The organism is Marinomonas sargassi (assembly GCF_025716875.1).
GTDB lineage: Bacteria > Pseudomonadota > Gammaproteobacteria > Pseudomonadales > Marinomonadaceae > Marinomonas > Marinomonas sargassi.
On record NZ_JAOVZB010000001.1, the window covers coordinates 904503 to 916801 of the forward strand.

At 44.4% G+C, this 12299-nt stretch carries 11 protein-coding genes; 3 read left to right on the forward strand and 8 right to left on the reverse strand.

The window, feature by feature from the left end; all coding sequences use genetic code 11:
- Positions 1-11 precede the first annotated feature (11 nt).
- Together OFY17_RS04330 and OFY17_RS04335 are read right to left on the reverse strand one after the other, a co-directional pair.
- Complete coding sequence (locus OFY17_RS04330) at positions 12-1472, reverse strand: ATP-binding protein (protein ID WP_263529475.1); 1461 nt, start codon at positions 1470-1472, stop codon at positions 12-14.
- Entirely contained in the window at positions 1462-2193 is a 732-nt protein-coding gene (locus OFY17_RS04335) for a response regulator (protein WP_263529476.1), read from the reverse strand. The genes OFY17_RS04330 and OFY17_RS04335 overlap by 11 nt, the downstream gene beginning before the upstream one ends.
- A gap of 194 nt (positions 2194-2387) precedes the next feature.
- Here OFY17_RS04335 and OFY17_RS04340 point away from each other — a divergent pair, with 194 nt between their 5' ends.
- Both OFY17_RS04340 and OFY17_RS04345 read left to right on the forward strand, forming a co-directional pair.
- On the forward strand, positions 2388-3359 hold the full coding sequence (locus tag OFY17_RS04340; RefSeq protein ID WP_263529477.1) for a carbohydrate kinase family protein: 972 nt from the start codon (positions 2388-2390) through the stop codon (positions 3357-3359).
- A 151-nt stretch (positions 3360-3510) separates the two neighbouring features.
- Entirely contained in the window at positions 3511-5133 is a 1623-nt protein-coding gene (locus tag OFY17_RS04345) for an alpha-glucosidase family protein (RefSeq protein WP_263529478.1), read from the forward strand.
- A 97-nt stretch (positions 5134-5230) separates the two neighbouring features.
- Here OFY17_RS04345 and hemW read toward each other — a convergent pair whose 3' ends face one another.
- From hemW to OFY17_RS04375, 6 genes are all read right to left on the reverse strand, one after another.
- Positions 5231-6400 carry a radical SAM family heme chaperone HemW gene (hemW, locus tag OFY17_RS04350; RefSeq protein ID WP_263529479.1) on the reverse strand — a complete coding sequence of 390 codons (1170 nt, stop codon included), beginning with the start codon at positions 6398-6400 and terminating at the stop codon, positions 5231-5233.
- On the reverse strand, positions 6397-7002 hold the full coding sequence (locus OFY17_RS04355; protein WP_263529480.1) for an XTP/dITP diphosphatase: 606 nt from the start codon (positions 7000-7002) through the stop codon (positions 6397-6399). The genes hemW and OFY17_RS04355 overlap by 4 nt, the downstream gene beginning before the upstream one ends.
- A gap of 51 nt (positions 7003-7053) precedes the next feature.
- Positions 7054-7644 carry a methionine biosynthesis protein MetW gene (gene metW, locus OFY17_RS04360; RefSeq protein ID WP_263529481.1) on the reverse strand — a complete coding sequence of 197 codons (591 nt, stop codon included), beginning with the start codon at positions 7642-7644 and terminating at the stop codon, positions 7054-7056.
- A complete protein-coding gene (gene metX, locus OFY17_RS04365; RefSeq protein ID WP_263529482.1) occupies positions 7644-8801 on the reverse strand; it encodes a homoserine O-succinyltransferase MetX in 1158 nt (385 codons plus the stop codon). The genes metW and metX overlap by 1 nt, the downstream gene beginning before the upstream one ends.
- Before the next feature lie 153 nt (positions 8802-8954).
- Entirely contained in the window at positions 8955-9560 is a 606-nt protein-coding gene (rsmD, locus tag OFY17_RS04370) for a 16S rRNA (guanine(966)-N(2))-methyltransferase RsmD (protein WP_263529483.1), read from the reverse strand.
- Positions 9557-10870: an insulinase family protein gene (locus tag OFY17_RS04375; RefSeq protein ID WP_263529484.1), complete on the reverse strand. Its 1314-nt coding sequence runs from the start codon at positions 10868-10870 to the stop codon at positions 9557-9559. The genes rsmD and OFY17_RS04375 overlap by 4 nt, the downstream gene beginning before the upstream one ends.
- 170 nt (positions 10871-11040) lie before the next feature.
- Between OFY17_RS04375 and ftsY the strand changes: the two genes are divergently transcribed.
- Positions 11041-12285, forward strand: coding sequence for a signal recognition particle-docking protein FtsY (gene ftsY, locus OFY17_RS04380; RefSeq protein ID WP_263529485.1), 1245 nt, complete (start codon positions 11041-11043; stop codon positions 12283-12285).
- Positions 12286-12299 lie beyond the last annotated feature (14 nt).

The following is a 12299-nucleotide window of genomic DNA, read 5'->3' on the forward strand; positions in this document are numbered from 1 at the left end:
ACGACTTTGTATTAATGGCGCGGTAGCCACACTTTCGCCTCTAGACCCACGTTATCAACGTTACTTAGAGTGACTTCTCCACCTTGAGCGCGGGCAATATTGCGGGCAATACTAAGCCCTAACCCCATGCCCCCCGGGTGTCCTGCGTGGTCTGGTATCAGTCGCGTATAGGGTTGGAATACTTTGTCCATCTTATCTTTGGGTATTCCCGGACCTTGGTCACATACTCTAATGGTGAGCCCTTCTTCATGGTCTTCGATATATACGGTGGCTGTTTTTCCATAATACAAGGCATTATCAATGAGGTTACCGAGGCAGCGTTTTATGGCTAGGGGCTTGCCAATATAGGGATGGGTCAGCTCACCTACTACGGTGAGTTTTTTACTCTGGATATTTAGGCTCGACTGCATATCATCTAGCATTCTAGATATATTCACTTCGACTCTATTTTCATGAATATCTGTGTCTTTTACGCTCTGTAAGGCACCTTTTACCAACATGTCTAAATCATCTAGGTCTCGAATAATGGCCTCTCTTACTTCGTCATCATCAAGCATTTCAGCCCGCAAATGCAGTCGAGTAAGAGGAGTTTTTAAGTCATGCGATATGGAGGAAAACAACTTCTCCCTGTCGTTCAAGTAGCGTTGAATTCGGTTCTGCATATCGTTAAAGGCTTTCGCTGTTTTTTGTACTTCACTGCTGCCTGTTTCTGGAATGGTTTGTAGATTGCCTTGACCAAATTGTTCGGCGGCATGGGCGAGGCTAGCGAGAGGGCGAGTGACTCGCCTTAAAATAAGCAAACTCAGTAGTAATACAGTGATGATAGAGATTGCCATGGAGAAAAGCCTCTCACCGCTTAATGGTGTGGTGTCTTCTAAAAAATTGGGGTCTGGCATTAGGCTGGCAAGGTAAAGCCATTCGTCTTCATTGATGGGAATTTGAATCACGATAATAGGCGTGGTGAGAGGTTTGACCAATAGACTATGGTGCCCCCACCTTTCTGGTAAATCGGTTAGTTTAGTCTGGTTGTTGATAACGTGGAGATCGCTGGGGTTAGAAAAGCGGATATTGGCATTGTGAATTCTTAGCTGGTTTTCTAAGGTGGTTCGTACTTCCTTCTTCACAATGCTTTTAAGGTGGGTGTCAGGGATATCCTTAATGACGATCTCTTCTTTATTTAAGGTGACAAAAAATCGTGTGCCACCCATATCGCGTAATTGATCAATCACAATATGGCGATAATTGGTGGGCAGAGATTGAAAGTAACTAATGGTTGCAGCGATCCTGAAGGCCATGTGTTGTGATACTTCTCGCACATGAATCTCAGTATCTGACGCTAGCTGTCGCACCCATATGGTAGAGCTGATGAGCTGGGCACTGGCCACACCAATCGCCATGATGATAAGTATTTGCCGAGTGAGGGAGCTGAACCAAGGTTTAAAAAGGCGCTTTCTTTTCGGTTCAGTCAACATGGTCTTCTGCCTCGACACTAGCCGTTAATATATAACCTTGTCCTCGTACGGTTTTAATAAGCTGAGGGTGGCGAGCATCTTCTTTAAGGCGTTGTCGAAGGCGACTAATGTGTACATCAATAAAACGGTCTAGCGGGGCGCTGTCACGGCCGCGAGTATTATCAGCAATATGATCACGGCTTAACACTTCCCCTGGGTGCTTGAGAAATAGCATGAGTAAATTGTAATCCGCACCAGACAGGGCTTCTTTTCCGGAAGCGCTTCGCAGTTCTCGGGATAAGGTATCTAAAGTGAATTGAGAAAAGTGGTAGTAGCGGGAATCAGGCACTGGGCTTGCCGCATCAATCTGTTCCATGCGTCGTAAAATGGCCTTGATACGTGCTAATAACTCGCGTGGGTTAAAAGGCTTGGATAGGTAGTCATCAGCACCAATTTCCAAACCGACGATGCGATCCATATCGTCAGAATTGGCCGTTAGCATGATCACAGGCACCTGAGACTGGGTGCGTAGTGACCGACAGACTGAAAAGCCATCTTGTCCCGGCAACATAATATCTAGAATAACAAGATCGATATTAGTCTGACTATTAAAGTCCGCCAAAAAAGCTTCGCCAGATTCTGCTGTATGCACGATGAACTGGTGCTTTTCCAGATAGGTTTTTAGCAATGATCGGATGTCATTATCATCATCTACCACGTATATATGCTTGGCTTTTGTCATGCTTATTCTCGATAGTTTTTGTTCTTTTTGGAGATGGAAATCGAGTCTAGCAAGAAAGGCTCAATCTACCAATTGCCGATATTTGTAATCTTTAAAAAGATATTAAATAAATTAGATTGATTTAATATCTTTTGCCCTGCATAATTTTTATACTAATCTCATGTATACCTAGAACATTTATCGAGAAGACAACAATGACAACAAAAGTAATGGCGTTCGGTGAAGCGTTAATTGATTTCCTTTCCAATGGCGCAACACAAGCTGGCGAGCTTGAGTCTTTTACCAAGTTCCCCGGTGGTGCTCCAGCCAACGTGGCAGTAGCCGTAGCGCGCTTAGGTGGCAATAGTCACTTTATTGGTCAAGTGGGTGATGACGCCTTTGGTCACTTTTTAAAAGACTCTCTAAATGAGTATGGCGTTAACACCGCCAGTATGTTGATGACCAAAGAAGCTAAGACAGCTTTGGCTTTTGTTAGTCTAGATGAAACGGGCGAGCGCAGCTTTGAGTTCTACCGTAATCCTTCTGCCGATATGCTGTTCCGTGAGTCCGACTTTGATGCGGCTTGGTTCACAGGCTCACAAGGTGTTTTTCACACCTGTTCTAACACACTAACGGATGCCAATATTACCAAAGCAACCCTTGCTGGAATTGAGATGGCACGAGCTGCAGGCTGGATTGTTAGTATCGATGTTAATTTACGTACTAACTTATGGCCAAATGAGCAGCTAGACACACAGCGAATCATTGATTGGATGAAGTCTGGCGATGTTATCAAAGCCAGCCTAGAAGAATTAGCCGTACTAGCAGAAAAGCCTTTTGAGCTGATTGATCAAATGCTAGCAGACGGGGTTTCCTTGTTCGTCCTGACTGATGGGGCTGAATCGATTCGTTTCTACACAAGTGCTCATGGTGAGACGACAGTGCTAACGCCAAAAGTAGAAGTAAAAGATACCACAGCAGCAGGTGATGCCTTTGTTGGTGGATTGCTCTATAAGCTGGCTGAGCAAGGTGGAGAACGTGCTGCTTTAGCGTCGCTTTCACAAGCAGAGTTGATTGATGTTGTGCGTTTTGCAGCAGCTTGTGGTGCAGACTCGGTTACCAAGTTAGGCGCTTACCCTTCTTTGCCTTCTATTGAAGAAGCTAATGCCCAGTTAGAGCGTTTTTAAGCACCGACGGCTTAAGCTCAAATTTTTAAAAAGCGTGGTTTTCCACGCTTTTTTTATGCCTTTATCTAATGGGTGCTTATATACCCAACCCATAAATATGGGGTAAATTGTGATTAGTGAAAAATTTGCATATCCCTATGGAGAAACATAAATGGATACCAACTTAAATTGGTGGAAAGGTGGGGTGATTTACCAAATCTACCCTCGTAGTTTTATGGATAATAATGGTGACGGTATTGGTGACCTTGCTGGTATCACAACCAAACTGGATTATGTTGCTTCCCTAGGGGTAGATGCCATTTGGCTTTCGCCAATCTTCACCTCCCCCATGAAAGACTTTGGTTACGATGTATCAAACTATCGTGATATCGACCCCATGTTTGGGTCGTTAGAGGATTTTAAACGACTGATTGACCGCTCCCATGAGCTTGGCCTTAAGGTGATGATAGATCAAGTGATTAGTCACTCTGCGGATGCGCACCCTTGGTTTGAAGAAAGTCGTCAGGATAAAGTGAACCCCAAAGCGGATTGGTACGTTTGGGCTGATCCTAAACCAGACGGTTCGCCTCCAAATAATTGGCTGTCTATTTTTGGCGGCAGTGCTTGGAAATGGGATAGTCGTCGTCTGCAATATTACCTGCATAACTTTCTTGAATCCCAGCCTGACTTTAATTTCCATAACTCTGAAGTGCGACAAGTACATTTAGATAATATGCGTTTCTGGTTAGAGCTGGGGGTGGATGGTTTTCGATTAGATACGGTGAACTTCTATTTCCATAGTGAAGGTCTAGAAGATAACCCGCCAGTATTGGCTGGTGAGCCTAAAACAATGGGCGTATCCCATGACAACCCATACAGCTACCAGCGCCATGTTTACGACTTAAGCCGACCAGAAAACCTAGCCTTTTTAAAGGAATTGCGTGCCTTGATGGACGAGTTCCCGGGTAGTACTACGGTGGGAGAAATTGGTGATGATTTTCCATTAGAGCGTATGGCTGAGTACACGTCAGGGAATGATAAGCTCCATATGGCCTACACTTTTGACCTGCTCAATAAACCGAACTCTGTTGAATATATTCGAAACGTACTGCAAAACATGCAGGATATTGTGGGTGATGGCTGGCCATGCTGGGCGTTATCTAATCATGATGTGGTGCGTTCTAGAACTCGCTGGGGAGAGGGCAAGGATGGTGAAGCCTACCCACTTATCGCCCTAGCATTAATTCTTTCTCTGCGTGGTAGTGTCTGCTTATACCAAGGAGAAGAGTTAGGGTTACCCGAAGCGGATGTGCCTTTTGAGCGCCTTCAAGACCCCTATGGCATTCCGCTATGGCCTGTCTTTAAGGGGCGTGATGGCTGTCGTACCCCTATGGTATGGGATGACTCTCCACTCGGTGGGTTTTCCACTATTGAGCCTTGGCTGCCAGTAGATAAAGCACATTTACCATTAAGTGTTGCCCAGCAGGAAGCCAATCCAAACGCACTGCTCCATAAGGTTCGTCAGTTTATAAAGTGGCGCCAGCAGCAAGCTATTTTAGTGAATGGTGAGTTGTCACAAGTAACACTCAATAATGATGAGTTAATGGCCTTTGTTCGCGAGTACCAAGGGCAGAAAATGCTGGTGGTGTTGAACATGACAAGTGAAGCGCAGCAAACAGAATTGCCTTTTGAAATAGAACAAATATTGGAAGGTCATGGTTTTGTATCAAGTATTGAAGAAGGGAGATTAACCTTGCCTGCTTATCAAGCTTGTTATGCCCAATTGGCTAATTAAGATCTAGCCAAACCAGATAATCGCACTTTGAAGCCTTCTCTAGTTCAGATAAGAGAAGGCGTCATGGTGGCTGATAAAGTAGCGTTTGAGAAAGTCGTTAGGCTAAAAACAGCTCCAATAGCTCATTTAAAAACAGCTTACCTTTACGTGTTGTTTTGACACGCTTTTTCTTCCATTCCTCGGCATCTAACAAACCTTTCTTGATGGCTATTTCACAGGCTTTAATTAAAGGAATTGGCAGCTTTTGGTAAGCGAATCTCTCGTAATCTAACAGATCAAAAGATTCAAACAGTCTTAACCGATTCATCATGAACTCAAGGGGCATGTCTTCTTGCGCAATGGGCTCTTTAATTACTAATGCTTCGGCTAGGTTATTTAAGTAATGGTTAGGGTGGCGGGTTTTTCGGGTACGGAAGATTTGCCCATCAGGCAGAGTGATTTTTCCATGGGCACCCGCGCCTATGCCTATGTAGTCCCCAAAACGCCAATAATTGAGGTTGTGGGACGCTCTCTTGCTTATCTTTGAGTTGGCTGACACCTCATACTGTAGGTAACCGTTTTCGGCTAACAACTCTTGGCCTGCATCCTGAATTTCCCACAAGGTGTTATCTTCAGGTAGCGTGGGCGGGCGGCGGAAAAACTCTGTGTTTGGCTCTATGGTTAACTGATACCAAGATAAGTGCTCAGGGTTTAGTTTAATGGCAAGAGATAAGTCTTCCATGGCCATATCACGGCTTTGTTCTGGTAATCCATGCATCAAATCTAGGTTGATATTATCAAAGCCAGCTGCGCGAGACTTATCCACAGCATGAATGGCTTCCTCCCGGTTGTGGATTCTTCCTAGGGTTTTCAACAGGTTTGGCTGGAAACTTTGTATGCCAATGGATAAACGATTGATGCCAGCTTGGCGAAAATGGCGAAATTTTTCTTGTTCGAACGTTCCCGGATTCGCTTCCATGGTGATTTCAGTATTATCAACCCAAGTGAGCTTTTCCCTTAATGCATCCATCAGCTTATAGTAGAAATCTTCACTCATTAAACTAGGCGTGCCACCACCGATAAAGGCAGTTTGAATAGGGCGACCTGCGACATAGTCTAGGTCAGCATCAAGGTCTGCTAGCAATTGCTTTAAATAGGCTTCTTCAGGCAATTTATCGTTATGGGTAAAGCGATCTGCTTGATGGGAATTGAAGTCACAATAAGGGCATTTTTTTACACACCAAGGTAGATGAATATATAAGCTTAGCGGTGGTAATTGTAGGCTCAAAGTTCAACGCCTTTTTGGAAAGCCGCTGTCATTTGTTGTAGTGCTTTTGCCCTGTGGCTAATGGTGTTTTTTACTTCTTTCGATAAGCTTGCAGCGCTACAACCTTGATCGGGTACATAGAATACAGGATCGTAACCAAAGCCTTCTTGTCCTTCCGCAGACTCAAGAATACGGCCTTCCCAAACACCGTGAAAAACCAACGGCGTTGGATCATCCTTGTGGCGCATATAAGCTAAAACACAATGGAAGCGCGCGCTTCTTTCTTCTACAGGAACCCCCGCCATTTTTTCTAGTAAGAGGTCATTGTTGGCTTGGTTATTACCGTGTTCCCCAGCAAAGCGGGCGGAGTAAATACCTGGAGCGCCTTTTAAGAAATCGACCTCAATACCTGAGTCGTCGGCCAGAGCTGGTAATCCTGTTTGAGCGCAGGCATTACGGGCTTTTAGGATGGCGTTTTCAATGAAGGTAAGGCCTGTTTCTTCTGCCTCTTCGACGTTAAACGCACTTTGTGGCTTCACGTCAATTTGCATTTCACCGAGTAGACTATTGAACTCTTTTATTTTTCCAGCGTTGTTGCTGGCTAAGACGATGGTTTTTGTCATCGGGTATTCCTTAAGTTTTCGGCAGAGGGCTTTTATCTGACAGTAAGTAGACTATCGAGTGATATGAAAAATAGCCGTTTCACTGAATAGGTTTGGCATGCTACGAATCCACCAATGGTTTTTGTATTGGCCATCAATGGCTGCCCAACGTAACACTTTAATGTTCTTTTCACGGCACAAACGCTCAAAATCTTGAAAAGTAAAAAAGTGAATGTTTGGCGTGTCATACCAGTTGTAAGGTAGGTACTCAGACACTGGCATACGACCTTTTAAGCCTAAATGTAGACGGTTACGCCAATGGCCAAAGTTTGGAAAAGTGATAATGCACTCTTTGCCAATACGCAGCATTTCATCAATCAAAAGATCTGGACGACGGAACTGTTGCAAGGCGTGAGCCATGAGTACGAGGTCAAAGGTTTGATCTTCAAAGTTCAACAAGCCTTCATCGATATTCTGCTCTAAAACAGGAATACCTTTTTCGATACAGGTGTTCAAGTCGTCCGCATTGATCTCTAAACCATAGCCGCTGATGTTTTTGTTGATCATCAAATGGTGGAACAGCTCCCCCGGCCCACAGGCTAGGTCGAGTATACGGCTATTGGGTTGAATCCAGTCTTCAATGATTTCTAAATCGGAACGCATTAGCTTTCCTCCCTTGATAGACTATTCGACACTCGGGTTAAGAAGGTTTTTAACACGGACATATAACGAGGAATTGGAATTAAGAAGGCATCATGGCCTTCCGATGCTTCAATTTTCGCATAGGACACCTGTTTCCCTGCTTTGATCAAAGCATTAACAATTTCTTCACTTCGCTCAGGTGAGAAGCGCCAGTCGGTCGAGAAAGAGACCAACAAAAACTCGCACTTGGCTTTTTTCAGTGTCGCAGACAGATCGTTATTGTTCTGTGCCGCTGGGTCAAAGTAGTCCAACGCTTTGGTCATGAGCATGTAGGAGTTGGCATCAAAGCGCTTCGTAAAGGCTTCACCTTGGTAACGTAAATAACTTTCTACTTCGAATTCGATGTCATAGTTGTACTGAAACTGTTCATGGCGCATGGTGCGGCCAAATTTTTCGCCCATGGCATCATTCGATAAATAGGTAATATGACCTAGCATGCGAGCTAAGCCTAAACCATTCGTTGGTACAGTTCGGTTTGTTTGGTAGCGACCATCGAAGAAATCAGGGTCGCGACGAATAGACTGGCGAGCCACTTCGTTGAAAGCAATGTTCTGTGTGGATAACTTAGGAGCAGAAGCAATAATCACTGCTGATTTCAAACGATCTGGAAAGCGAATACTCCACTCTAAGGCTTGCATGCCACCAAGGCTACCACCTACGATGGCGGCAAAAGTTTGTATGCCTAGGAAGTCCGCTAAACGTGCTTGGCTTTCTACCCAATCTTCAACTGTCACGATAGGGAAGTCTGATTCCCATGCTTGCCCAGTGACAAGGTTAATACTTGTCGGCCCCGTAGAGCCGCCACAACCACCTAGGTTATTTAATGAGATAACAAAGAAGTGGTTGGTATCGATTGGCTTTCCGGGGCCAATAGCAGAGTCCCACCAACCGGGCTTTTTATCTTCGGCGTTATGGTAACCCGCAGCATGGTGGTCACCACTTAAGGCATGACAGATCAGTACAGCATTAGAAGCATCGGCATTTAAGGTGCCATATGTTTCATAAATCAGCTGATATGATGCTAAAGTTTGCCCGCAAGTCAGCGTTAAAGGCGTCTCAAAATTCGCTACCTGTGGGCTAACAATACCAACAGAGTCAGATGGAATGACGTCTGGCATAGTGTTTGATTATCCTAATAAATGAACTCGAATTCCCATGAAATAGTATAGGGAATGTACCGATTAATAATGGCACACAGTCTAGCGTTTGCACCTAGTCTCATCAAGGGATAGGCCAATAAAACCGTGGGCTTTTGGCCTTTAATGTATAGCTCAAATATCTATCGTAGGACTTACGACTTCAAATAAACGATAAACCAGCTGCCCCGCTATTTTTTCTTTGCTCAATGTCCAGTGTTCAGGTAAGTCTGGCAAGCTGGTTTCCTTCTCCATTTCTATGTAGACAAAAGCACGCTCGGCAAGCCAGCCTTTTTCTAACAGGGGGATAATTTGAGCCAGCCAGCCTTTACGGAAAGGCGGATCTAGGAAGATGATGTCTAACGGTGTTGATGGAGTAGATCCTAAGAAAATAGCGGCATTTTGAGTCACAACAGAAGCATTTTTTGCATTGAGGGTGGTGAGGTTCTCCGCCATTTGTCGTGCCACAACCTTGGAGCTATCAACAAAGGTCAAGTGCTTTGCACCTCTAGAAAGTGCTTCGAAGCCAAGGGCGCCTGATCCACAAAAAAAGTCTCCACAGCTCGCACCGGGAATATAAGGGTTAATCCAGTTAAATAAGGTTTCTCTTACTCGGTCTGGAGTGGGGCGTAAACCCTCCACATTAGGGATAGGCAACTGTCTAGAGCGCCATTCACCAGCAATGATTCTGAGTTTAGATAGCTTGGTTTTACTGCTTTTTTGTGGCTGTGATTTTCTCATTGATAGGTTTGAATCTCTTGATAAGAGTCGGCTTTTATCAGCGGCTCTATGATGTTTTGGTAGTCATCTATGGTGAAGGTATCTATAGCTTCTTTGTAGCTTTCAATAAAGTCTTCTAATGGTACGGAACCTTGTTCGTGTACGACTTGCGTTGCCATATACGCCCACCATGTTGAGGATTGTGCTTGTTGACCTAATTGATCCTTAAAACGGCTAAATAGATCTGCAAATCTCGCTCTGTCATTAATTGATGGAATATTATCGCGGTGAATAAAGCTATTAGCGGAAAAGCGTGCCCCTGTTTGTTCTTCTGCGCTTTGAGGGCTGTCTATAATCAGCTGTTCGGCATATTGAATATTCCAACCGGCCCAAGGCTGAAGAGCCGATAAGGTGAGCCCAAGTTGCACAAAGTCTATATCGGCTTGGCTATTCAGGGTGGATACCAAGTCTGCTCCCCAAATTTGCAAGCTGATCCACTCTTTTACTGATGTCATCGGTGTGAGCGCTATAGCACTTCGACTCTGCCACAGTTGGGAAGACGCTTGTTTGTTGAGCTGTGTAACATGGCTGGCTTTTATTTCATCCAGCGTTGCTTTCTTATGATCTTCAAGCTGATAACCAAGGCTTATTTGATTGAGTGCTTCTTCTACACTGGGTCTTACCTGATCGGATAGATGACCAACAATGTAAATGTGGGTCGCTGATTTTTGCAATTGGTAATAGTAATCCTGAATATCTTTTAGGCTGATTACTTGTTCCATAGAGTGCTGTGTGTCGAATAATGTGTTTACTAATGCATGCTTAGAAGCTTGAGCATTTTGCTGTTGCCTTTGCCACTGTTCGAAAGTTCTGAGTTTGAAGTCTGGTTGTTTAAGCCAATTGGTTACTAATGCCAAGGTCGGATTTAAATATTGGCTCTGGTTACTTAAAGTCAGACCAATTACTTGGCTTTCGTGATCGTAGTAACTGCTTACTTTCGCGGCAAGGGGAGATAGTCTCTGGTTGATAGAAGCCGTGCTCAGAGGCAAAGAGTTACTCATCAACATGGCAAGTGTGGTTTGCACTAAGTTAGCGTCATGTTCTTCAGAGCGAAAAACAAGGCGTATCTCTAGTTTGTCGCCCGTTTCCCAGTTAGCGTGTTTCACCCAAGTCACAGGAATATCTGAGGTGGTATGCCATGTTTCTAAGTTCGGCGTTGGTAGTTTACTGCTGGGTGCTGTTAAGTTTAATAACCAAATGGCGAGTGTGCATAACACCATGACAGCGGCTAAAACAGGAGGGCTAAAAAGCGGTCTATTGCTAACAGGCATAAATAACCTTATAAGGCGAAGAGGTAAATGTTTAAATCAAACAGGGCCTGTTTGCTGGCCAGAAAGATGGTAAAATATTCCTTTTTATGTGTCTATATTCCAGATAATGCGCCTAATCATAGCATTTCGCTGGTGTTTACCCTATTCGTCAAAAGAAAGAGAACAATTTAATGGAATTTGTTAATCAGATAATTGCTTTTTTCACCCCATACTTTGGTGACTATGCTCGCTTTGTCCCTGTCTTTATCGGTACTGTTCTCGCGCTCATTGCGTTTGTTATACGTCGCCGAGTTGTTACCAAAATGCAGGCCGATATTGCTGAAAAGAAAGCCGCAGAGGCAGCAAAAGAAAGCGCAGATAAAGTAGCCGAAGAAAATACCCCAGAGGCTGAAACTAGTCTCGAAGAGGAAGAAGGTAAACCAGAAGAGCAAGTTGTCGTTAAGGAAAAGGTTGAGCCAAGCGCACCCGTAGAAGTTGAGGAAGAGGCTCCCTTAACATGGCGACAGCGCATCTCCTCTGGCTTATCCCGCACGCGCAATGGTTTAGGTAACGGTTTATCCAGTGTCATTCTGGGCAGCAAAAAATTAGATGATGATTTAATCGAAGAATTAGAAACTCAATTGATTATGGCTGACGTAGGTATGGAGGCCACTCAGTCTTTAATGGGCGGTCTAACGGATAAGCTTAATCGCAAAGAGTTAAAAGACGCTGATACGCTACTACAAACACTAAAATCCGATATGACGGATATTCTTGAACCTTCTCAAGTGGAGTTGAAACCAGAAACACAAGACGGCCCTTTTGTGATTCTTATGGTCGGCGTTAATGGTGTAGGTAAAACAACGACAATCGGTAAGTTAGCGAAAAAGTACCTTGCAGAAGGTAAGAGCGTTATGTTGGCAGCAGGGGATACATTCCGTGCGGCAGCGGTTGAGCAGCTTCAAGTATGGGGCGAGCGCAATAATGTCCCTGTTGTGGCTCAGCATACGGGAGCGGATTCAGCTTCGGTAATATACGATGCTATTGAGTCGGCAAAAGCTAAGGGTGTCGATGTTGTTATTGCTGATACTGCTGGTCGTTTGCAAAACAAAGCTAACCTAATGAACGAGCTGTCTAAAGTTGTTCGAGTGATGAAAAAGGTGGATGAAAATGCACCCCATGAAGTCATGCTGGTATTGGATGCAGGCACTGGCCAAAATGCAATTAGCCAAGCACAGCTTTTCTCTGAAGCCGTTGGCGTCAGTGGTATTACGCTAACTAAGTTGGATGGTACAGCAAAGGGCGGTATTATTTTTGCTATAGCTAAACAGTTTGGCTTACCGATACGTTATATCGGGGTAGGTGAACAGGCTGAAGATTTACGTCCATTTGTGGCAGAAGAGTTTGTTGACGCATTGTTTGGTAGCGAAGAGTAAATCGATAAGTAGGC